The sequence below is a fragment of the Sphingomonas sp. genome (genome assembly GCF_965200105.1).
GTDB lineage: Bacteria > Pseudomonadota > Alphaproteobacteria > Sphingomonadales > Sphingomonadaceae > Solisphingomonas.
Window position 1 is genome coordinate 1,852,435 of the sequence record NZ_CBDATN010000002.1, and the last position, 20,972, is coordinate 1,873,406.

General features: G+C 70.9%; 24 protein-coding genes and 1 other RNA gene. 9 read left to right on the forward strand and 16 right to left on the reverse strand.

Going from position 1 to position 20,972, the window contains the following annotated elements:
- Positions 1-103: 103 nt before the first annotated feature.
- The gene (locus tag ACOFKX_RS10525) at positions 104-1,417 is read left to right on the forward strand and encodes a cell wall hydrolase (RefSeq protein WP_419826932.1); all 1,314 of its coding nucleotides are present in this window, start codon (positions 104-106) and stop codon (positions 1,415-1,417) included.
- Here ACOFKX_RS10525 and ACOFKX_RS10530 read toward each other — a convergent pair.
- The 3 genes from ACOFKX_RS10530 to ACOFKX_RS10540 all read right to left on the reverse strand — a co-directional run bounded on the left by ACOFKX_RS10530 (position 1,386) and on the right by ACOFKX_RS10540 (position 4,962).
- Positions 1,386-2,954, reverse strand: coding sequence for a peptide chain release factor 3 (locus ACOFKX_RS10530; protein WP_419826933.1), 1,569 nt, complete (start codon positions 2,952-2,954; stop codon positions 1,386-1,388). The genes ACOFKX_RS10525 and ACOFKX_RS10530 overlap by 32 nt on opposite strands.
- A gap of 90 nt (positions 2,955-3,044) precedes the next feature.
- On the reverse strand, positions 3,045-3,368 hold the full coding sequence (locus ACOFKX_RS10535) for a YbaB/EbfC family nucleoid-associated protein (protein WP_419826934.1): 324 nt from the start codon (positions 3,366-3,368) through the stop codon (positions 3,045-3,047).
- Between the two features lies 1 nt (position 3,369).
- On the reverse strand, positions 3,370-4,962 hold the full coding sequence (locus tag ACOFKX_RS10540) for a DNA polymerase III subunit gamma/tau (protein ID WP_419826935.1): 1,593 nt from the start codon (positions 4,960-4,962) through the stop codon (positions 3,370-3,372).
- A gap of 48 nt (positions 4,963-5,010) precedes the next feature.
- Here ACOFKX_RS10540 and ACOFKX_RS10545 point away from each other — a divergent pair, with 48 nt between their 5' ends.
- Positions 5,011-5,814 carry an APH(3') family aminoglycoside O-phosphotransferase gene (locus ACOFKX_RS10545; RefSeq protein WP_419826936.1) on the forward strand — a complete coding sequence of 268 codons (804 nt, stop codon included), beginning with the start codon at positions 5,011-5,013 and terminating at the stop codon, positions 5,812-5,814.
- Positions 5,815-5,830: 16 nt separating this feature from the next.
- On the opposite strand, the gene ffs is transcribed toward ACOFKX_RS10545, so the two are convergent.
- The 5 genes from ffs to ACOFKX_RS10570 all read right to left on the reverse strand — a co-directional run bounded on the left by ffs (position 5,831) and on the right by ACOFKX_RS10570 (position 8,734).
- An RNA gene (gene ffs, locus ACOFKX_RS10550) (signal recognition particle sRNA small type) lies at positions 5,831-5,928 on the reverse strand.
- A gap of 39 nt (positions 5,929-5,967) precedes the next feature.
- Positions 5,968-6,195 carry a hypothetical protein gene (locus ACOFKX_RS10555; protein ID WP_419826937.1) on the reverse strand — a complete coding sequence of 76 codons (228 nt, stop codon included), beginning with the start codon at positions 6,193-6,195 and terminating at the stop codon, positions 5,968-5,970.
- A gap of 9 nt (positions 6,196-6,204) precedes the next feature.
- Entirely contained in the window at positions 6,205-6,540 is a 336-nt protein-coding gene (locus tag ACOFKX_RS10560; protein ID WP_419826938.1) for a 2Fe-2S iron-sulfur cluster-binding protein, read from the reverse strand.
- The gene (locus ACOFKX_RS10565; protein WP_419826939.1) at positions 6,537-7,661 is read right to left on the reverse strand and encodes a cysteine desulfurase family protein; all 1,125 of its coding nucleotides are present in this window, start codon (positions 7,659-7,661) and stop codon (positions 6,537-6,539) included. The genes ACOFKX_RS10560 and ACOFKX_RS10565 overlap by 4 nt, the downstream gene beginning before the upstream one ends.
- On the reverse strand, positions 7,658-8,734 hold the full coding sequence (locus tag ACOFKX_RS10570; RefSeq protein WP_419826940.1) for a cysteine desulfurase family protein: 1,077 nt from the start codon (positions 8,732-8,734) through the stop codon (positions 7,658-7,660). The genes ACOFKX_RS10565 and ACOFKX_RS10570 overlap by 4 nt, the downstream gene beginning before the upstream one ends.
- A gap of 108 nt (positions 8,735-8,842) precedes the next feature.
- Between ACOFKX_RS10570 and ACOFKX_RS10575 the strand changes: the two genes are divergently transcribed.
- On the forward strand, positions 8,843-9,484 hold the full coding sequence (locus ACOFKX_RS10575; RefSeq protein ID WP_419826941.1) for an alpha/beta hydrolase: 642 nt from the start codon (positions 8,843-8,845) through the stop codon (positions 9,482-9,484).
- A 13-nt stretch (positions 9,485-9,497) separates the two neighbouring features.
- Here ACOFKX_RS10575 and ACOFKX_RS10580 read toward each other — a convergent pair whose 3' ends face one another.
- The 8 genes from ACOFKX_RS10580 to coxB form a co-directional block, all read right to left on the reverse strand.
- Positions 9,498-10,073 (reverse strand): SURF1 family protein, encoded by a 576-nt coding sequence (locus ACOFKX_RS10580; RefSeq protein ID WP_419826942.1) that lies wholly within the window; start codon positions 10,071-10,073, stop codon positions 9,498-9,500.
- A 7-nt stretch (positions 10,074-10,080) separates the two neighbouring features.
- Complete coding sequence (locus tag ACOFKX_RS10585) at positions 10,081-10,464, reverse strand: DUF983 domain-containing protein (RefSeq protein ID WP_419827406.1); 384 nt, start codon at positions 10,462-10,464, stop codon at positions 10,081-10,083.
- Positions 10,465-10,507: 43 nt separating this feature from the next.
- Positions 10,508-11,326 (reverse strand): cytochrome c oxidase subunit 3, encoded by an 819-nt coding sequence (locus ACOFKX_RS10590; protein ID WP_419826943.1) that lies wholly within the window; start codon positions 11,324-11,326, stop codon positions 10,508-10,510.
- Positions 11,327-11,358: 32 nt separating this feature from the next.
- Positions 11,359-11,904 (reverse strand): cytochrome c oxidase assembly protein, encoded by a 546-nt coding sequence (locus tag ACOFKX_RS10595; RefSeq protein WP_419826944.1) that lies wholly within the window; start codon positions 11,902-11,904, stop codon positions 11,359-11,361.
- A gap of 23 nt (positions 11,905-11,927) precedes the next feature.
- Complete coding sequence (locus ACOFKX_RS10600) at positions 11,928-12,077, reverse strand: hypothetical protein (RefSeq protein WP_419826945.1); 150 nt, start codon at positions 12,075-12,077, stop codon at positions 11,928-11,930.
- Complete coding sequence (locus tag ACOFKX_RS10605; protein WP_419826946.1) at positions 12,077-13,003, reverse strand: heme o synthase; 927 nt, start codon at positions 13,001-13,003, stop codon at positions 12,077-12,079. The genes ACOFKX_RS10600 and ACOFKX_RS10605 overlap by 1 nt, the downstream gene beginning before the upstream one ends.
- A 75-nt stretch (positions 13,004-13,078) precedes the next feature.
- Complete coding sequence (ctaD, locus tag ACOFKX_RS10610) at positions 13,079-14,755, reverse strand: cytochrome c oxidase subunit I (protein WP_419826947.1); 1,677 nt, start codon at positions 14,753-14,755, stop codon at positions 13,079-13,081.
- An 11-nt stretch (positions 14,756-14,766) separates the two neighbouring features.
- A complete protein-coding gene (gene coxB, locus ACOFKX_RS10615; protein ID WP_419826948.1) occupies positions 14,767-15,909 on the reverse strand; it encodes a cytochrome c oxidase subunit II in 1,143 nt (380 codons plus the stop codon).
- A gap of 193 nt (positions 15,910-16,102) precedes the next feature.
- On the opposite strand from coxB, the gene pyrE reads away from it, so the two are divergent.
- Genes pyrE through ACOFKX_RS10645 form a run of 6 tightly spaced genes read left to right on the forward strand, consistent with a single transcriptional unit; the run spans position 16,103 to position 20,963 of the window.
- The gene (pyrE, locus tag ACOFKX_RS10620; protein ID WP_419826949.1) at positions 16,103-16,705 is read left to right on the forward strand and encodes an orotate phosphoribosyltransferase; all 603 of its coding nucleotides are present in this window, start codon (positions 16,103-16,105) and stop codon (positions 16,703-16,705) included.
- Between the two features lie 2 nt (positions 16,706-16,707).
- Positions 16,708-17,772, forward strand: coding sequence for a serine hydrolase domain-containing protein (locus ACOFKX_RS10625; protein WP_419827407.1), 1,065 nt, complete (start codon positions 16,708-16,710; stop codon positions 17,770-17,772).
- Positions 17,769-18,497 carry a pyridoxine 5'-phosphate synthase gene (locus tag ACOFKX_RS10630; RefSeq protein ID WP_419826950.1) on the forward strand — a complete coding sequence of 243 codons (729 nt, stop codon included), beginning with the start codon at positions 17,769-17,771 and terminating at the stop codon, positions 18,495-18,497. The genes ACOFKX_RS10625 and ACOFKX_RS10630 overlap by 4 nt, the downstream gene beginning before the upstream one ends.
- The gene (gene acpS / locus ACOFKX_RS10635) at positions 18,494-18,898 is read left to right on the forward strand and encodes a holo-ACP synthase (RefSeq protein ID WP_419826951.1); all 405 of its coding nucleotides are present in this window, start codon (positions 18,494-18,496) and stop codon (positions 18,896-18,898) included. Before ACOFKX_RS10630 ends, acpS begins: the two co-directional genes overlap by 4 nt.
- Before the next feature lie 14 nt (positions 18,899-18,912).
- On the forward strand, positions 18,913-19,836 hold the full coding sequence (lepB, locus tag ACOFKX_RS10640; RefSeq protein ID WP_419826952.1) for a signal peptidase I: 924 nt from the start codon (positions 18,913-18,915) through the stop codon (positions 19,834-19,836).
- The gene (locus tag ACOFKX_RS10645; protein WP_419826953.1) at positions 19,833-20,963 is read left to right on the forward strand and encodes an AI-2E family transporter; all 1,131 of its coding nucleotides are present in this window, start codon (positions 19,833-19,835) and stop codon (positions 20,961-20,963) included. The genes lepB and ACOFKX_RS10645 overlap by 4 nt, the downstream gene beginning before the upstream one ends.
- The last annotated feature ends 9 nt before the right edge of the window (positions 20,964-20,972 follow it).

Consider the following 20,972-nt stretch of genomic DNA (forward strand, 5'->3'; position numbering starts at 1 on the left):
ACGCGGGCGGCGCCTTCGCGGCGCCGCCCCGCCTCCTGTTCCGGGACGGGGACGGCGCGCAGGCGCTTCCCTTGCGGTATGGCGGTCGCGTAAGGCCACTCCGGTGCTGGCGCCGCCCGATCCCTCACCGGCCACGGGCTGGAGCGCTCCCGCGACACGCCGGGCAAGCCTGTTGGCGCTGGCGCTCCTCGCCTCCCTGGTGCTGATCGTCTTCGGGCTCAGCGGCTCTCCCTCCGCTGTCGGCCGCGGCGCGGTGCGCGCACGCCCCGCCGGATCGGCGCTCGCCGCCGCGCCGACCCCGCCGCCGCCGGTCGCGCCCACCATTCTCGCGGACCTCACGCCCGAGCAGGCGCGTGCGGACAACGCCGCGATCGGCTTCGCCGACGAGAAGCCGAAGCCCGCGCCGCCCTTCCTCTTCGCCGGCACCGATGTCGATCGTGCGGAGGCGCGCGCGTGCCTCGCCGCCGCCGTGCTCTACGAGGCGGGCGACGATGCCAGGGGCGAGCAGGCGGTGGCGCAGGTGGTGCTCAACCGCATCCGCCATCCCGCCTTTCCCAAGACGGTGTGCGGCGTCGTCTTCCAGGGGTCGGAGCGGTCGACGGGCTGCCAGTTCACCTTCACCTGCGACGGCGCGCTCAATCGACCGCCTCCGGAGGCGGCTTGGGGCCGCGCGCGCAAGGTCGCCGACGCCGCGCTCGCTGGGCATGTCGACACCGAGGTCGGCGCGGCGACGCACTATCATGCCGACTATGTCGTGCCCTACTGGCGCGACACGCTGACCAAGCTCGCCCAGGTGGGCGCGCACATCTTCTATCGCTGGCCGGGCTGGTGGGGTTCGAGCGCGGCGCTGACCGGCAGGCTCCAGCCGTTCGAGCGGCTCGATCCGCGTCTCCTGGCGCTCGCCGGGCCGGAAGCAGTGGCGGCGGCAGCGGCGGCGGCGCCAAGCGTCGCGGACCTAGGTCCCGACGCTCCGCCAACCGCTCCGGCTGCCGCCCCGCTCCAGTCGCTGGGCGTCGACGGCGTGCCCAAGGCGGCGCTCAAGGGCAGCATCGTGCGCGCCAAGGACGAGGCGGTGGCGCAATATGCGCTCCAGCTCGAGGCGGGCTCATTCCCGGGAAGCTGGGCGGTGATCGGCTTCTCAATCTGCGCCGACCATCCGGATTGCATCGTGCTCGGCTGGACGTCGGAGGAGCTGACGCCGCGCGTGCTGCCGATATCGCCGCTGTCGATGCGGACGCTGGCCTTCATGTACCGCAAGTCGACCGCGCTGGACGTGACGCAGCCGTCATGGGACTGCCGCCGCTATCCGCGCGCCGATCGCAAGCAGTGCCTGCCGGGCACGGCGCCCGCGCCGAAGCCGCCCGCCGCGTCCGCCGCCGTCGCGATCAAGCCGCCGCCCGCTCCCGAGTCGCACTGAAGCGCACCTGCGGGCTGCGTTCGGCGACGTAGCCGACCTCCCACTGATCGCGCGCGAGGAAGACGGGCGCGCCGTCGCGATCCTCGGCCATCGCCCCGCCCCGTCCCTCCGCGAATGCCTTGAGCGCGGCGGGATCCTCGGCCGACAGCCAACGCGCGGTCTCGAACGGCGCGGGCTCGAACTCGGCGGCGACGTTGTACTCCGCCGCGAGCCTGGAGATCAGCACTTCCAGCTGGAGCTGGCCGACGACGCCGACGATCCACTGGCTGCCGACAAGCGGCTTGAAGAGCTGCGTCACCCCCTCCTCCGCCATGTCGACGAGCGCGGTGCGAAGCTGCTTGGTCTTGGTGGGGTCGAGCAGCCGCACGCGGCGCAGGATCTCGGGCGCGAAATTGGGGATGCCGGTGAAGGTCAACTGCTCGCCCTCGGTCAGCGTGTCGCCGACGCGCAGCACGCCGTGGTTGGGGATACCGATGATGTCGCCGGGCAGCGCCGTCTCGGCGAGCTCGCGGTCTTGCGCGAAGAAGAAGATCGGCGAGTTGATCGCGATCGTCTTGCCCGTCTGCACCTGGCGGAGCTTCATGCCGCGCCGGAACTGGCCCGAGCAGACGCGCAGGAACGCGATGCGATCGCGGTGCTGCGGGTTCATGTTGGCCTGCACCTTGAAGACGAAACCCGAGACCTTGGGATCGTCCGGCGTCACGGCGCGCGGCTCGGCGGGTTGGCGGCGCGGCGGGGGTGCATGGCGCGCGATCGCGGCGATCAGCGTCTCGACGCCATATTCGCGCAACGCCGAGCCGAAATAGACGGGCGTCTGGTCGCCATCGCGATAGGCCTGCTCGTCGAATGCGCCATAGCCGCCCAGCGCCAGCTCCGCCTCATCGCGGAAGGCGGCGGCGCCCTCGACCAGCGTGTCGAGGCGGGGATCGTCGAGCCCGGACAGCCGCTCCTCCGCCTGCCCCGGCCGCATCAGCGTGTCGGCGCGCAGGTCGTACAGCCCCTCGAAGGTGCCGCCCATCCCAACCGGCCAGTTCATCGGCGTGACGTCGAGCTGGAGGAGGTCGGCGATCTCGTCGAGCAGCTCGTAGGGGGGCCGGCCCTCGCGATCGACCTTGTTGACGAAGGTGATGATCGGCACCGATCGCAGCCGGCAGACCTCGAACAGCTTCCTCGTCTGCGCCTCGATACCACGCGCCGCGTCGATCACCATCACCGCCGAGTCGACGGCGGTGAGCGTGCGGTAGGTGTCCTCCGAAAAATCCTCGTGCCCCGGCGTATCGAGCAGGTTGAAGGTGAGCCCGCCCAGCCCCTCGAAGACGCGCTCGAACGTCATCACCGACGAGGTGACGGAGATGCCGCGCTGCTGCTCGATCTTCATCCAGTCCGATCGCGCGCGGCGATTGGCGCCCCGCGCGCGCACCTCGCCGGCGAGGTGGATCGCGCCGCCGGCGAGCAGCAGCTTCTCGGTGAGCGTGGTCTTGCCCGCGTCGGGGTGGGAGATGATCGCGAATGTGCGGCGGGATGAGGCGTCGGTCATGCCGCGCGCCTTAATGCCGCTTGCCACGGGGGCAAAGCGGCACTGCGCGAGTCACGGTTCGGGCGGCGGGACGCCGCCCTGCCGCGCTGATCAGAAGTTTGGCAGCTTGAAGCCCGGCGGCAGCGGCAGGCCGGCGGTCAGCCTGCCCATCTCGTCGTTGGAGGCGGCGTCCGCCTTGCTGCGCGCGTCGTTGAAGGCGGCGGCGATCAGATCCTCCAGCATCGCCTTCTCGGAGAGCTGCACCAGGCTGTCGTCGATTGCGATCGACAGGATGCGGCCCTTGGCGGTGGCGCGCACCTTGACGAGCCCGCCGCCCGAGGCGCCCTCGACCTCGATCTTCTCCAGCCCCGCCTGCGCGGAGGTGAGCTGCTCCTGCACGTTCTGCGCGGCCTTCATCAACTGCTCGATGTCCATGTCAGCTCCTTGCGTGTTCGACGAGTTCGGCACCGGGGAACGCGGCCATCGCCGCCGCCACCACCGGGTGATCCAGGATCGCGGCGTGCGCGTCCGCCTTGGCCTTGAGCTCCTGCTCGCGCAGCGTCGGCTCGCCGGGCTCCTCCGATAGCGAGACGCGCCAGCCGATGTCCGCGACCGATTTCAGCGCGGCGGCGAGATTGCCGTCGAGCGGGCGACGCGGGTGGAGCACGAGCTCGGGCGGCGCGTAGCGGACGGGGCTGGCATAATCGTGGAGCTGCTGCGCGAGGTGCGCGTGCCGCCGGTCGAGCGCCGCCACCAGCGCAGCGAAAGTCTCGGGCGCGGCGGGCGGCGGGGCGGCCGACGGCGCGGCGCTGGGGGCGCCGGGTGCGGGCAGGCCGCCCTCCAGCCGCCGCGCCAGCTCGCCGGGATCGGGCATCTGGCCGGCGTGGACGATGCGCAGCAGCGCCATCTCCGCCGCCTCCTGCGGCATCGTGCCGGTCTCGACCTCGGACAACCCCTTGAGGAGGAGCTGCCAAAGCCGGTGCAGCGTGGCGTGGCCAAGCCTATCGGCATAACCCGCCATCGCCTCGCGATCCTCGACGGAGTGGGCGGGATCGGGCGCGGCGCCCGATTTCGCGAGCGTGACGCCGTGCACCGCCTCCAGCAGCCCCCGGATCAGCCCCGCCGGATCGACGCCGAGCGCGTGCTGTTCCGCCAGCGCGGCGAGCACGGCGGGCGCGTCGCCCTTCAAGATATCGCCGAACAGCCGGCGCACGGCGCCGCGATCGGACAGGCCGAGCATGTCGCGGACCTGCGCGGCGGTGACGCCGCTCTCCTCCATGCCCGCATGCGCGATCGCCTGGTCGAGGATCGACAGCCCGTCGCGCGCGCTGCCCTCCGCCGCGCGCGCGATCAGCGCCAGCGCCTCGGGCTCCGCTTCCGCGCCCTCCGCCTCGACGACGCGCGCGAAGTGGGCGGCGAGCAGGTCGGCCCCGATGCGGCGCAGATCGAAGCGCTGGCAGCGCGACAGCACCGTCACCGGCACCTTGTTCACCTCGGTGGTGGCGAACAGGAACTTCACGTGCGGCGGCGGCTCCTCCAACGTCTTGAGGAGCGCGTTGAACGCGTTGCGGCTGAGCATGTGGACCTCGTCCACGATGTAGATCTTGTAGCGCGCCGACACCGCCGAGTAGCGCACCGCCTCGATGATCTCGCGCACGTCGTCGACGCCGGTGTGGCTGGCGGCGTCCATCTCGACGACGTCGATGTGGCGACCCTCCGCAATCGCGCGGCAGGGTTCGCAGACGCCGCAGGGATCGATCGTCGGCCCGCCCGCGCCGTCCGGCCCGACGCAGTTGAGCGCCTTGGCGATCAGGCGGGCGGTCGACGTCTTGCCGACGCCGCGCACGCCGGTGAGCAGGAAGGCGTGCGCCAGCCGATCGCGCTTGATCGCATTGCCCAGCGTCTGGACCATCGCGTCCTGCCCGATCAGCTCGGCGAAGGTGCGCGGGCGGTATTTGCGCGCCAGCACGCGGTAGGGCTGCGCGGCTACCGGTTGCGGCGGCTCGCCAAGATCGAGGGAGTCGGGCATGCCGCGCGAAGATAGGGGCATGGGCGGCGGCGGTCGAGGGCGGAGCGGGTGGAGCGCGAACGGACATGCGAGCCGCCGATCCTCCCGGCGGCGCTGGCGGAGCGGATCGCCGGCCGCGCCTGGTCGCGCGACACCGTGGGCGAGGCCGGTTGCGCGGTATGGCGGCTGCACCGGCCGGGCGCCGCGGACTACTACCTGAAGCAAGGCGACGGTGCCCGAACCGCCGACATACTCGACGAGGCCACGCGGCTGCGCTGGCTCGCCGGGCGCCTGCCGGTGCCGGCGGTGCGCCACCTGACGGTGGACGGCGACGCGGCGTGGCTGCTGACCGACGCCATCGCGGGGCCGACCGCGTGGCAGGCGCTCGACGCCCGGCCCGGCCGGCGCGGCGAGGTGGTCGATGCGCTCGCCGACTTCCTGAGGCGCATCCACGCGCTCCCCGTCGATCGCTGCCCGTTCGAGGCGGGCCACGCGCTGCGGCTCGCCCACGCGCGCGATCGGCTGGAGGCGGGAGAGATCGACGAATCGGACTTCGGCGAGGACCATGCGGGATGGAGCGCCGCGCGATTGTGGGAGGAGATAACCACGCTGCTGCCGTTCGATGCCGGGCGGGTGGTGACGCACGGCGACTATTCGCTCGACAACATCGTGATGGCGGAGGGTGGCGTCGCCGGCTGCCTCGACGTCGGGCGGCTCGGCGTCGCGGACCCTCATCAGGACGTCGCCATCCTGTGGGAGTGCCTCGGCGAGTTCGACGCGGAGCTGCGCGAGCGCTTCCTGGCGCGCATCGGCATCGCGGCGGTGAACGAGCGGCGGCTGCGCTTCCACCTCATGCTCGACGAGTGCTTCTAGAAGCGCCGGCGTGGGGGGCGGTGGGAGCCGGAACGACCCGGTACGGAATCGTTGCGGCTGCTTCCTTCCGGACCTGACCGGGTTGGCGACGGCACCGTCCGCCCGACTCCCGCGGGCGCTATGCGCGAAGCCGCGCCGCCTCGCAAGCGCGCGCTAGGCGCCCTCCCCCCGGTAGCGGCGCCGCGTCGCCTCGCGCAACGCGTCGAGCGAGGCCGCGTCCCCCGCCTCCATCAGCGCGCGCAGCCGCGCCAGCCGACGCTCGTGATGATCCATGACGAGCGCCTGCACGAAGGCCTCGGCATCCGGGTAGCCGGCGTGCGCGACCTCCTGGCGCACGAACGCCGCCAGCTCGTCGGTCAGGTGCAGGACGATCTTGGGCATGCCGTGGCGTCAACGCCGCGTCATGTCGCGAGCGGTGCCGGGCATGCGGACCGTCAGCGTGGCGAGATCGGGGGCAAGCATGATCTGGCAGGCGAGCCGCGAGGTGCGCGTCGCGTGCGCGGCGAGATCGAGCAGGTCCTCCTCCATCTCGGAGGCGGGCGGCAGCCGCGCGAAATCGGCGGGATCGACGATCACGTGGCAGGTCGAGCAGGCCATCTGCCCCTCGCACGTGCCCTCCAGCGGCTGGCCCGCCGCCTGCGCGACGTCGAGCAGCCGGGCGCCGGGCGCCGCCTCCACCTCGGCGGAGAGGCCGCCGCCCGTGTCGAGGAAGCGCACGCGCGTCACGCCCAGGCCCGCTGCGCGTCGGCGGCTTGCGCGATCGCGGCGACCGCGACGTCGACCTCGTCGGCGGTGGTGTAGCGGCCGAAGCCGAGCCGGATTGAGCTGCGCGCCTCCGCGTCCGTCAGCCCGATCGCGGCGAGCACGTGGCTCGGCCGCCCCGATCCGCTCGCGCAGGCGGAGCCGGCGGAGAAGGCGACGCCGCGCACCTCCGCCATCAGCCGGGCGACGTCGAGCCCCTCGCGACGGAGATTAAGGTTGCCGGGCCAGCGCGGGTTGGCGGCGCCGTTGAGCATCCAGTCGCCACTCAAACCCTCGCCCACCCGCCGCCACAGCCGCGCGACGTGCGCGGCGTCGTTGTCGATCCGCGTGCGCGTCACCGCCGCAGCCGCGCCGAAGCCCGCGCACAGCATCGGCGCGAGCGTACCCGAGCGGCGCCCCGCCTCCTGTCCGCCGCCGTGCAGCAGCGGTTCGATCGCCACGCCGTCGCGCAGCCACAGCGCGCCGATGCCCTTAGGCCCGTGGATCTTGTGCGCGGAAACCGCGATCAGATCGCACGCCGCCGCCGGAATCGCGACGCGGCCATAGCCCTGCACCGCGTCGCACAGCATCACCGCACCCGCCCGGCGCGCCATCGCGCCCAGTTCGGCGATCGGCTGGATCACGCCGATCTCGTTGTTGACCAGCATCGCCGCGACGAACGCGGTGGTGTCGTCGATCGCGCGCGCCGCCGCGTCCAGGTCGACGAGGCCCTCGCCGTCGACCGGGAGGACGACGACGTCGCGGCCCTGCCGTGCGAGCCAGCCGGCGGTATCGAGCACGGCGGCATGCTCGGTGGCGATGGTGACAATGCGCGGGCGGTCGGGGCGCGCGGCGGCGACGCCCTTCATCGCCCAGTTGATCGCCTCGGTGGCACCGCTGGTGAAGACGAGACGCCCGCCGGCGCCGAACGGCGCCGCGACCTGCGCGCGCGCGAACTCCACCGCCGCCCTGGCCTCACGGCCGGGGCGGTGCGCGGAGTGCGGATTGCCGAAACCCGCACGTTCGGTCTCGTCCAGGAAGGGCAGCATCGCAGCGCGCGCCTCGGGCGCCAGCGGCGTCGTCGCCTGATAGTCAAGATAGATCATGCCGCGCGCGCCCGCACGTCGGCGGCGATGGCACCCCACGCCGCGAGGAAGCACTGGACGTCGCCGTCGGTGGTCGTGCGGCCGAAGCTGACGCGGATCACCTCGTCGGGGTGAGGCACGCCCATCGCGGCGAGCACCGGACTCGGCTTCATCGTGCCCGACGAGCAGGCGCTGCCCGCCGACACCGCGATCCCGGCCAGATCGAGCCGCACGAGCTGCGCGGCGGCCGATACGCCAGGCATCCGGTAGGAGGCGATGGTCGGCAGGCGCGGGCTGGCCGCTGCCACGATCTCGCCACCCGCCGCCCTGATCGCCGCATCGCACGTGCCGCGAAGCTCGGCCACGCGCGCGAGCCAGTCGCGCCCTTCGTCCAGCGCCGCCGCCATGCCGGCGACGCCGGGCAGGTTCTCGGTGCCGGCGCGGTAGCCCTGCTCCTGCCCGCCGGTGGCGGCGAGCGTCGCCAGATCGCGCACGAGCAGCGCGCCGATCCCCGGCGGGCCGCCGAACTTGTGCGCGGAGAGGACGAGGAAGTCGGCGTCGGGCAGCGGCATCTTGCCCGCGCCCTGCGTCGCGTCGCACAGCCACAGCCCGCCCGCCGCACGCACCGTGCCGCCGATGCGTTCGACGTCCTGCACTACGCCGGTCTGCGGGTTGACGAGCTGGATCGCAACGAGAGGGCGCGGCCCCGCCGACGCCATCGCGGCGGCGAGCGCCTCCGGATCGGCGAGACCGTCGGCGTCGACCGAACAGGTGACCGCGCGTTCGCCCGCGATCCGCGTGACCGCGTCATGCTCCGCCGCCGAGACGACGCGACCGCCGGCCACGACGCGCGCGAACACCGCCGCGATCCCCTCGCTCGCGCCGCCGGTGAAGAGGATGGCGTGCGGCAGGCCGAGCGCCGCGCCGATCCGCGCCCGTGCCTCCTCCAGCGCCGCGCGCGCGGCGCGTCCCTGCGCGTGCGGCGACGAGGGGTTCGCCCACCGCTCCATCGCCTCCATCACCGCCGCCCGCGCGCGCGGCAGCACCGGCGTGGTGGCGGCATGATCGAGGTAGACGCGCGATGCGACGGCCAAGCGGGGACACTCCTCCTCGCACCCGCGATTGCGCGAGGGCGGTGCGGCTCTATATAGGCCGCCGCTCCCCGGCGCACGCGCCCGTCTCCAGGTTTTCCGCCGAAACTTATGCCCGAAGTCATTTTCCCCGGCCCCGAAGGCCGTCTCGAGGGGCGGTTCAGCCCCGGCCCCCGGCCCCGCGCGCCGGTCGCGCTCATCCTCCACCCGCATCCACAGGCGGGAGGCACGATGAACAACCGCATCGTGCAGGCGCTCTACCAGACGTTCGTGCGGCGCGGCTTCGCGACGTTGCGCTTCAACTTCCGTGGCGTCGGCAAGTCGCAGGGCGTGTTCGACAACGGGGTGGGTGAACTCTCGGACGCGGCCTCGGCGCTCGACTGGGTGCAGAGCTTCCACCACGAGGCGAGCCAGACCTGGGTCGCCGGCTTCTCGTTCGGCGCGTGGATCGGGATGCAGCTCCTCATGCGGCGGCCCGAGGTGCGCGGCTTCATCTCGATCGCGCCGCCTGCCAACCTCTACGACTTCACCTTCCTGGCGCCGTGCCCGTCATCGGGGATCATCATCCAGGGCGATCAGGACGAGGTGGCGACGCCGCCGGCCACGCAGAAGCTGGTCGACAAGCTGCGCACCCAGAAGCACATCACCATCCATCACGACACCATCCCGCGCGCGAACCACTTCTTCGCCGACGAGATGCCCGAGCTGATGGCCTCGGTGGACGGCTACCTGGACATGCGCCTGAAAGGATGATCGTCGCGCGTCCTCAGCGGGGCGGCCGCCGCCACAGCGCCACCGCGTAGATGATCGCCGCGATCGCGGCGAACAGGAACCACTGCACCGCGTAGGCGAGGTGATTGTTCGAGACCACCGCGACGTCCGGCCTGGCGCTCGGGACGAGGCCGGGCGCTGCCTCGTCCGCCACCAGCAGCACCTGCGCGTTGCGATCGGGGCCGATCGTGCCCGTCACCCTGCCGCCGCGCCAGCCGCCGGGCGCCTCCGGACGATCCGACCAGCCCATGTCGATCGCGACGCCCGGCCCTTCCGCGCCGGTGCGGCAGTCGGCGACGTGGCGATAGCCGGAGCGACCGGTACGATCGCGCCCGGCGCTCGCGCGCCAGGCGGTGGGCTGCAGGCAGAAGACTTCGGAGCGGCGGAACAGGAGCGACTGGTCGGTCGGCACACGCGGGAAGCCGACCGGCGGCAGCGTCGCCGCCGCCTCGTACCGCGCGATCAGCGCCTCCTTCCAGCGGAGCCGGTGAAGCTGCCACACGCCGAGCGCGATCATCGCCGCCACCGCCGCCGCGACCAGCAGCGTCGGCAGCACCGGGACGCGCCTCACCGCCGGCTCACTCCCCGCTGGCGCGCGGGCTCAAGCGGCCCTCGCCGGCGCGATTGCGATATTCGGATGCGATCAGCATGCCCTTGGCGACGCGCAGCATCGCCAGGACCAGCAGGATCGTCACCGGCACCCACAGTATGATGTGAACCCAGAAGGGCGGATCGGCCGCAAGTTGAAGGATGATCGCGCCCGCCGTCACGATGGTGCCGACGATCAGCGTCAGGAACGCCGCCGGCCCGTCGCCCACGTTGAACGCCGTGAGATCGAGCCCGCAGGCGCGGCAGCGGCGCGCGAAGCGGATAAGGCCGTCGAACAGCGTGGGCGCACCGCAGCGCGGGCAGAGGCCGCGCAGGCCGACGGCGACGATCGTCGGAGGCTCGCCGTCGGTCATGGCGTCCGGCGGCACGTGGCCGCCGGTCGGCTCCGCTTCCGGATCAGGAGGCGTAAGTGCCACCCCAGCCGCCCCAGACGTAGATCGTCAGGAACAGGAACAGCCACACGACGTCGACGAAGTGCCAATACCAGGCGGCCGCCTCGAACCCGAAGTGCGCGCGGGGCGTGAACTCGCCCTTGTAGGCGCGGATCTGGCAGGCGATCAGGAAGATGGTGCCGATGATGACGTGGAAGCCGTGGAAGCCCGTCGCCATGAAGAAGGTGGCGCCGTAGATATTGCCCTTGAAGGCGAACGGCGCGTCGGCATACTCATAAGCCTGGATCGAGGTGAACAGCAGGCCGAGCAGGATCGTCGCCCACAGCCCGGTCTTCAGACCCTTGCGGTCGCCGTGGATCAGCGCGTGGTGCGCCCAGGTGACCGTGGTGCCCGAGCACAGCAGGATCAGCGTGTTGAGCAGCGGGAAGTGGAAGGGGTTGATGACCTCCATCCCCTTCGGCGGCCAGACGCCGCCGACCACCTCCGCCGCCTTGGGGAACAGCGAGGCGTCGAAATAGGCCCAGAACCAGCCGACGAAGAACATCACCTCGGACGCGATGAACAGGATCATCCCGTAGCGCAGGTGGAGCGACACGACGGGGGTGTGGTGGCCCTCCTTGCCTTCCTTGATGACGTCGGACCACCAGGAGCACATGCACAGCGTGACGAGCGCCGCGCCGATGGGCAGCACGATCTTCCCGAACGGATAGGCGTGCATGTACATGATGAGGCCCGCGGCCATCACCAGCGCGGAGAAGGCGCTCAGGATCGGCCACGGGCTGGGCGGCAGGATGTGGTATTGATGGTCTTTGGCGCCGGCCATGTCCGTCCCCGTTGTCCTCTGTCGCCCGTGCCTTAGCTCGCGGCCTTGGCCGGGTCCACTGGATAGAAGGTGTAGCTGAGCGTGAGCTCGCGCACGCCGTTGTCGTCCGGATCCTTGAGGAAGGCGGGATCGACGTAAAACACCACGGGCATGCGCTGGGTCTCGCCGGGTTGTAGAGTCTGCTTGGTGAAGCAGAAGCACTGCACCTTGACGAAGTACTGCGCGGCCTGATCGGGGGTGATATTGAACACCGCCGATCCGGTGAGCGGCTTGTCGGTCAGGTTGGTCGCATCGAAATAGGTGAGCTGGCGCGCGCCGATCGCGACGGACTTGCTCCTGGCCTCGGGCTCGAACCGCCAGCCGAGCTTGTCGGACACGTTGGCGTCGAAACGCACCGTGACGATGCGCCCGGTATCGCCCGGCGCGTGCGCGGCCTCGTCGATGCGCGCGGTGCCGCCATAGCCGGTCTGCTGGCAGAAGATGCGGTAGAGCGGCACGGCGGCGAAGCCCATGCCGACCATAGAGCAGGCGACCGCGCCCGCGATCAGCCCGGTGCGGATGTTGCGCGTGGCGGTCATCGGGCGTTCGGCGGTCGCCCGGCTCACATCATCTTGGCTATGCTGATCGCGTAGAACAGCACCACCAGCCCACCAAGGATCAGCGCGGTGACCAGCGCGCGGCTCTTCTGCCGCTGCCGGATCGCAGCGTCGCGGCGCAGCTCGCGCTCCTCCTCATAGTCGTGGCGCGGCATCAGGCGAGCAGCCGGTCGACGACCAGCATGCCGAAGCTCGCGAACAGGTAGAGGATGGAGTAGCCGAACAGCCGGCGCTCGGCGCGCATCTTGGTGGCGTCGGGTTCGCCGCTGAAGCCGACGCGTGCCGCAAGCACCACGAAGACGATGTTGAGCAGGACGGCGGCGACGCCGTAGATCGGCCCGACGAGGCCCATCGGCCAGGGGGCCACCGCCACCGCGGCCATCGGCAGCGAGTAGAGAAAGGCCTGGAGCCGGGTGGAGCGCTGCCCCGCGACCACCGACATCATCGGCACGCCGGCGGCGGCATAGTCCGAGTTGACGAATAGCGAGAGTGCCCAGAAATGCGGCGGCGTCCACAGGAACACCTGGAGGAAGAGCAGGATCGGCAGCGCGTCCACCCGTCCGGTGGCGGCCGCCCAGCCGATCAGCGCGGGGAAGGCGCCGGCGGCTCCGCCGATCACGATGTTCTGCGGAGTCCGGCGCTTCAGCCACATCGTGTAGACGACGACGTAGAACAGGATCGACACGCCGAGGATCGCGGCGGCGAGCGCGTTCACCGCCAGCCCCATCAGCACGACGGAGGCAACCGCGACGCCGACGCCGAACTGCAGCGCCGCGTCGGGCTCCATGCGGCCGGCAGGCAGCGGGCGGTTGCGAGTCCGCTTCATCTTGGCGTCGAGGTCCGCCTCGTACCATTGGTTGAGCGCACCCGCCGCGCCAGCGCCGAGCGCGATGCACAGGATGGCGGTGAGCGCGATCACCGGATGGACGTGGCCAGGCGCCGCGAGTAGCCCGCAAAGGCCGGTGAACACGACGAGGCGCAGCACGCCGGGCTTGGTGAGCGCGACGAAGTCCCGCCAATCGGCGGGCAGGCCGTCGATGCGATCACCTTCGCCAGCGAGATGGGTCAACACGGTCGCCATGGCGTCCAAACTCGCGAAAAGCAGCGGCCGGAGCGGTAGCACCGCCCCGGCCGCCCGTCACCTGAAAGCGCCCGATCAGTCAATCTTCGGGAGCTGCTCGAACTGATGGTACGGCGGCGGGCTGGACAGCGTCCACTCCAGCGTGGTCGCGCCCGGACCCCATGGATTGGCCGACGCCTTCTTCCCCGCGATCAGGGACCAGGCGATGTTGACGAAGAACACCGCCATGCCGAGCGCCATGATGTGGTAGCCCGTCGTCGCGACGCCATTCCAATGCTCGAATGCATCGGGATAGTCGGGATAGCGGCGCGGCATGCCCTGAAGCCCGAGGAAGTGCATCGGGAAGAAGAGCGTGTTCACGCCCACGAAGAACAGCCAGAAATGCACGTGGCCGAGCAGCTCGTTGTACATCTTGCCGCTCATCTTCGGGAACCAGTAGTAGAAGCCCGCGAACAGCGAGAACACCGCGCCAAGCGACAGCACGTAGTGGAAGTGCGCCACGACGTAGTAGGTGTCCTGCATGTAGTTGTCGATGCCGCCATTGGCGAGCACGACGCCGGTGACGCCGCCGACGGTGAACATGAAGATGAAGCCGAACGCCCAAACCATCGGCGTCTTGAACTCGATCGAGCCGCCCCACATCGTCGCGATCCACGAGAAGATCTTGATGCCGGTGGGCACCGCGATCACCATGGTGGCGGCGGTAAAGTACATCTTCGTGTTCACGTCGAGGCCGGTCGTGTACATGTGGTGCGCCCACACGACGAAGCCGATGACGCCGATCGCCACCATAGCATAGGCCATGCCGAGATAGCCGAACACCGGCTTGCGGCTGAACGTCGCGACGATTTGGCTGATCATGCCGAAGCCCGGCAGGATCATGATGTAGACCTCGGGGTGGCCGAAGAACCAGAAGAGGTGCTGGTACAGGATCGGATCGCCGCCGCCCGATGCGTCGAAGAAAGCGGTGCCGAAGTTGCGGTCGGTCAACAGCATGGTGATCGCGGCGGCGAGCACCGGCAGCGCCAGCAGCAGCAGGAAGGCGGTGACCAGCACCGACCACACGAACAGCGGCATCTTGTGCAGCGTCATGCCCGGCGCGCGCATGTTGAAGATGGTGGTGATGAAGTTGATCGCGCCGAGGATCGAGGACGCGCCCGCGAGGTGCAGCGCCAGGATCGCCATGTCCACCGCCGGGCCCGCCGAGCCCGAGGTGGAGAGCGGCGCATAGACGGTCCAACCGGTGCCGGCGCCCTGCCCCGTGCCGCCGGGCACGAAGACCGAGCCGAGCAGCAGCATGAAGGCCGGAATGATGAGCCAGAAGGACACGTTGTTCATGCGCGGGAACGCCATGTCCGGCGCCCCGATCATGATCGGCACGAACCAGTTGCCAAAGCCGCCGATCATCGCGGGCATCACCATGAAGAACACCATGATGAGGCCGTGCGCCGTCACCATCGTGTTCCACAGGTGGAGCATGGCATCATTGCCGGCCGGCCCGCCGAGCAGCGAATGGACGAGCGGCAGCACCTGGATGCCGGGATGCGCCAGTTCCTCGCGCATCACGCCGGAGATGGCGCCGCCGATGATCCCCGCGGTAATTGCGAAGATCAGGTAGAGCGTGCCGATGTCCTTGTGGTTGGTGGACAGGAACCAGCGGGCGAAGAAGCCGGGCTTGTGATCGGCGTCGTGATGATGCTCGTGCGCCTCGTGCGGCTGGAAGAAGCGGGCGTCGGCGGCGGTATCGGTCATCTGTCCGGCCTTCAGTTGTTCGTGGCGCGCTGGCCGTAAGGCTGAGCCTTCGCGGTCGCGTCGATGGTGGCGGCGCCCTCGACGCCTTCGCCGTAGGCGCCCGGCTTGGCGGTCGCGGCGGCGGGGTTGCTGACGGGCGAGTTCTGGGTCGCGTCGGACGAGGTTGCCTTGCCGCCGATGGTGCCGCCGCGCGCGGCGATCCACTGGCGCCACTGCGCGTCCGTCACGACCTCGACCGCGATCGGCATGTACCCATGGCGCGCGCCGCACAGCTCCGAGCACTGGCCGTAATAGACGCCGGGGCGATCGACCTTGAACCACGTCTCGTTGAGGCGGCCCGGCACCGCGTCCATCTTGGTCCAGAAGGCGGGCACCGCGAAGGAATGGATCACGTCGTCGGAGGTGGTGATGACCTTCACCACCTTGCCGGCCGGCACCACCATGCGCTCGTCGACGCCGAGCTGGCGGGGTTCGCCCTTCGCCTTGTCTTGTGCATCGGTCAGGATGTTGGAGACGACCTCGAAGTCACCGTTATCGGGATATTGGTAGGACCAGTACCACTGGTGGCCGATCACCTTCACCGTCAGGTCGGGCTTGGGCGTGTCGTACTGCGCGGCGAGCAGGCCGATCGACGGCACCGCGAGCAGCGCTAAGATCAGCACCGGCGCCACCGTCCAGGCCACCTCCAGCACGGTGTTGTGCGACGTGGTAGACGGCGTGGCGTTCACGCGGCGGTTGAAGCGCGCGACCAGCCACAGCAGCAGGAACAGCACGAACAGCGAGATGACAACGATCACCGGCAGCAGGATCGCGTCGTGGAAATGGCGCGCGCGCAGGCCGAGGCCCGTCTCCTGCGGCTGGAGACCGATCGAGTCGGTCGGCTGGCCGATGCCGGGAGTAGGCTTGTAGAATTGCGGGATGGGCTTCTTGGCGGCGGCGGCGGCCGGCGCCGTCGCGGGAGCGGCCGCCGCGCCGGTGGCGGCAACAGGAGCGGGCGCGTTAGCCGACGTCACCGTTGGCGGAGTAGCGCCGGCGGTCGAATCGGTGCCCACGGTCGTCGGCGAGGCGCTGGTGATCGGCTGCGCCGAGGCGGCGCCGGTCAACGCCAGCGCCGTCAGCCCGATCGCCGCCAGCATCCCCTTGATCCGTGTCATCGCCACCCTTTCACCCGCCCCGGTGGGGCGTCAAGCAGCGGCCTTATAGCAACAGGCGCCCGCCGCTCAAGCGCCGCGCCGCACCAAAACAATGCAGGTTCCGGACGTTGCGCCCCATGCCCGGCGGCCGCCATTGAAGGGGGCGGGTCGGCACCCTATCAGCGCGGCACGGGTAGCTTGAGGTACGCACGCGATGACCGACGAGGAAGTGCTGACCGAGTTCCGCGCCGCGGACGCGCTGCTCGACGGCCACTTCATCCTGTCCTCGGGGCTGCGTTCCGCCACCTACCTCCAGTGCGCGCGCGTGCTGATGGACCCCCGGCGCGCGGCGCGGCTCTGCGCGGAGCTTGCCTCGCGCCTCTCGCCCGCCGTCCATGCCGGCGTCTCGGCGGTGGTGTCGCCCGCGATGGGCGGCGTGATCGCGGGTTACGAGATGGCGCGTGCGCTGGGCGTGCCCGCGATGTTCGTCGAGCGGCCGAGCGGCACGTTCGAGCTCCGGCGCGGCTTCGCGCTGGAGGCGGGGCAGAAGGTGCTGATGATGGAGGACGTCGTCACCACCGGGCTCTCCAGCTGCGAGGCGATCGCCGCGATCGAGGCGGCGGGCGGCCGAGTGATCGCGGCCGCGTGCCTCGTCGATCGCTCCAACGGCCGCGCCGACGTCGGCGTACCGCTCACCGCGCTCGTGCGGCTCGACGTGCCGACCTACGCGGCGGACGCGCTACCGCCCGAACTCGCCGCCATCCCCGCGATCAAGCCGGGCAGCCGCGCCCTGAACCACGCGGGGGCGGCGGCGTGAGGATGGCGGTGGCGGCGCTCGCGCTCGCCGCCGCGGCGTCGCCCGCCGCGCCGCCGTCGCTGCGGCAGGTGGTGCGCGAGGCGGGGTTCGAGGGCGTCGCGATCGCCGGCGGCGGCGCCACGCCCTCAACGGTGATCGCCACCGGGCTCGCGGCGCCCGGCGTTCCCAACCGCGCCACCGCGACGTGGCGCTGGGCGTCCGTCACCAAGCAGATCACCGCCGTCCTGGTCCTGCAGGAGGTCGCCGCCGGTCGGCTCGCACTCGACGAGCCGATCACGCGCGCCTGGCCCGACTGGCCGCAGGTGTTCGCCGACGAGGTGACGATCCGCGAGCTGCTCCAGCACACCAGCGGCATAGCCGATCCGAACGAGCCCGATCCCGCGCAGCCAGCGGCGCTGCCGGCTTTCTACACGCCCGCGAACGGCGCCGGCACGATGCAGTATGAGGCGACGCATTTCTGCGCCGAGCATCCGCTGAGCCGGCCGGGCGCGGGCTTCCACTACAGCAACTGCGACTACATCGTGCTCGGCGCGCTGCTGGAACGGGTGACGGGCAAGCCGTTCGCGGCGCTGGTCCAAGAGCGGATCGCGCGACCGCTCGGCATCCGCATCGGCCTCTTCCGGCCTGGCGTGCCCGCCGCCGCGCATGTCGGCGGGCGCGATCGCCACGGCCGCCCCGACGTGATCGGCGATCTCGGCGTCTATGGCGCGGCCGGCTCCGCCTACGGCAGCCCGCTCGCGCTCTACGCCTTCGATCGCGCGCTGCTGGAGCATCGCCTGCTGCCGCCTGCCGTCACCCGGCAGATGTGGACGGGGGATCCGAGGCTCGGCGCAGCGGCGCTCGGCCAATGGGCGTTCGAGGCGCCGCTCGCCGGTTGCGCGGCGCCGGTGTCGATCGTCGAGCGGCGCGGGCAGATCGGCGGCGTGCAGGTGCGCAACTATATCCTCCCTGCCGGCGGCCGCGCGCTCGTGCTGTTCACCGCCCGCGAGGCGTTCGACTTCGGCGAGGTTTGGCAGGGGCGCGGCTTTGCCTATCGCGCGCTCTCCGCCGTGGCGTGCGCGGCATGACGCCGCCGCTGCGCCTCGGCGTCAACATCGATCATGTCGCCACCATCCGCAACGCGCGCGGCGGGCTGCATCCCGATCCGCTGCGCGCGGCGCGGATGGCCGCCGCCGCCGGCGCCGACGGCATCACCGCGCACCTGCGCGAGGATCGCCGCCACATCGTCGACGACGACATCGCGCACCTGATCGGCGGGATCGCGCTGCCGCTCAACCTGGAGATGGCGGCGACGGACGAGATGGTGGCCATCGCGCTCCGCCATCGCCCCCACGCCGCCTGCATCGTGCCCGAGCGCCGCGAGGAGGTGACGACCGAGGGCGGGCTCGACGCGGCGGGACAGCACAACCGGCTGAAGCCGCTCGTCACCCGGCTCGGGGAGGCGGGGATCCGCGTCAGCCTGTTCGTCGAGCCCGATCCACGCCACATCGAGGCGGCGCTCAGCCTCGGCGCGCCCGTCGTCGAGCTTCACACCGGGCGCTACGCGCACGCGGAGGGCGAGGTGCGCGAAATGGAGCTGCGCCGCTTGTCCGATGCCGCCGCTCTCGCCGCCAAGAACGGCATCGAGGTCCATGCCGGTCACGGGCTCACCACCGACAATGTGGCGGCCGTCGCGGCGATCCCGCAGCTCGTCGAGCTCAACATCGGCCACTATCTGGTCGGCGAGGCGATCTTCGTCGGGTTGGAGGAGGCGATCCGCCGGATGCGCGCGTCGATGGACGCGGCGCGGTGATCCTCGGCATCGGCTCCGACCTTTGCAGCATCGAACGCATCCAGGCCTCGCTCGATCGCTTCGGCGAGCGTTTCGTGCGGCGCTGCTTCACGCCGCAGGAGCGCGCGAGGGCGGAGCGCCGCACGCTGACCCGGGCCGCCACCTATGCCAAGCGCTTCGCCGCCAAGGAGGCCTTTTCCAAGGCGGTGGGCACGGGATTCCGCCATGGCGTGTTCCTGCGCGATATCGGCGTCGTCAACCTGCCCTCGGGCGCACCGACGCTGGCGCTCGCCGGCGGGGCGCAGGAAGCGCTTGACGCGTTGGTACCCGAAGGCCACGCCGCGACGGTCCACCTGACGATGACTGACGACCAACCCTGGGCGCAGGCTTTCGTGGTGATCGAGGCGAGACCCTGCCGTTGACCAAGGACGCCCGCGTGACCGACACCGCCGCCACCGCGACCGCGCGCGAGAGCACGCCCGAGGGCGGCCCCGCCGCGCCGCCCCCCGCCCCCGCCACGCCGACAAAGGCCGGCACCGACTGGTGGGCGGAAGCCAAGGGGCTGTTCTGGCTGGTGCTCGCCGTGCTCGGCTTCCACTCGCTGATCGCCAAGCCTTTCTATATTCCGTCTGAATCGATGATGCCGACGCTCATCAAGGGCGATCGACTGGTGGTGAGCAAGTTCCCCTATGGCTGGAGCTACGTCTCGCCATCCTTCCACGTGCTGCCCTTCATGCCGGGTCGGTTCTTCGGCCATATGCCCGAGCGCGGCGACGTCGTGATCCTGACGCCGCCGGGCGAGCAATCCGATTACATCAAGCGCGTCATCGGCCTGCCCGGCGACACGATCGAGGTCCATGAGGGCGTCGTCCGCCTCAACGGCCGCGATCTGCCGCGCGTCGCCGAGGCGCCTGCCGCGATCCCGATCGACGCCAACGTGCCGTGCGATCACGGGCTGGAGGCGCAGTACCGCGTCGTCGACGCGAGCGGCCATGGGGTGTGCGCGCTGCCGCGCTTCCGCGAGACGCTGCCCAACGGGCGCAGCTACGACACGGTCGACATGGGCTACATACCCGGCTCGGGCGACGATTACGGGCCGGTCACCGTGCCCCCTCGACGGGTCTTCGTGATGGGCGACAATCGCGACGAATCGGCAGACAGCCGCTACCCGACCGAGGAACTTGGCCTGGGCGGACCGGTACCCTGGGAGAATCTCGGCGGCCGCGCCGACTTCATCACCTTCTCGCTCGACGGCCGGTCCGAGTGGTATAACCCGATCTCGTGGCTTACCGCGCTGCGCGGCGGCCGATCGGGGATCAGCCTGCACCCGGCGCGCAGCACCAAGGACGACAGGCGATGAGCGACGACACCCGTATCGAGGCCGGTGCCCGCGCCGAGGCGCAGGCGCGCGCGATTGAGGCGCCGAGCCCGATGGAGATGCGCGATCCCGGGATGCGCGCGGAGCTGATGCGCGCGATCATCTGGGTGTCGGTCGTGCTCGCGATCGTGCTGCTCTACGTGCTCGCGCAGCCGCTGCTGCTGATCGTCGGAGGGCTCGTCTTCGCCGCCATGCTCGACGGCGGCGCGCGGCTACTCGGCCGCGTGCTGCCGATCGGACGGGGCTGGCGGGTGGCGCTGGTCGCGGTGTTGGCGCTGATCTTCCTGGTGGGCGTGATCTTCTATGCCGGGCTGACGCTCGTCTCGCAGTTCACCGCGCTTAAGACGCTGGTGTTGGCGCAGGTGACGCGCGTCGAGGGATGGGCGACGCAGCTCGGCGTCATGCCGCCGGGCGGCGCCGGCGGCGGCATCGGCGAACTGGGCAAGCAGCTCATGGGCTCGCTCGGGCAGCTCACCAGCGCGGTGGGCACCGCGCTCGGCGGCGTCACGTCGGGCGCGATGATCGTCGTGCTCGGCCTGTTCTTCGCCGCCGAGCCGCGCATTTACGAGCGCGGGCTGGCCTGGCTGATCCCGGAGGACAAGCGCGCCGCCTTCTTCGAGACCAGCCGCGACATGGCGTCGACGCTCCGCCGGCTGATGGCTGGCCGTCTGTTCGGCATGGCGTTCGAGGGCGTGGTGGTGGCGATCACGCTCTCGATCGTCGGCGTGCCGTTCGCGCTGCTGCTCGGCGTCATCACCGGGCTGCTCGCCTTCCTGCCCAACATCGGCGCGATCGTCTCGGGCGCGCTCACCATCCTCGTCGGCTTCTCGGCAGGATCGACGACCGGGTTCCTGGCGATCGGCGTTTACGTGATCGTCCAGATCCTCGACGGCTATATCGTCGTGCCGATCGTCGCACGACGCGCCGTCGACCTCGCGCCGGCGCTGGTGCTGGGCATGCAGCTGCTGCTCGGCGCGCTGTTCGGTCTGCTCGGCCTGATGTTCGCCGACCCGATCGTCGCGATGACGAAGGTGGCGCTGGAGCGGAGGAGCGGTATCGATCCCAAGGAGGATCAGAAGTCCAAGCCGACCGGAACGCTACGCCAGTAGCCCGGGGAC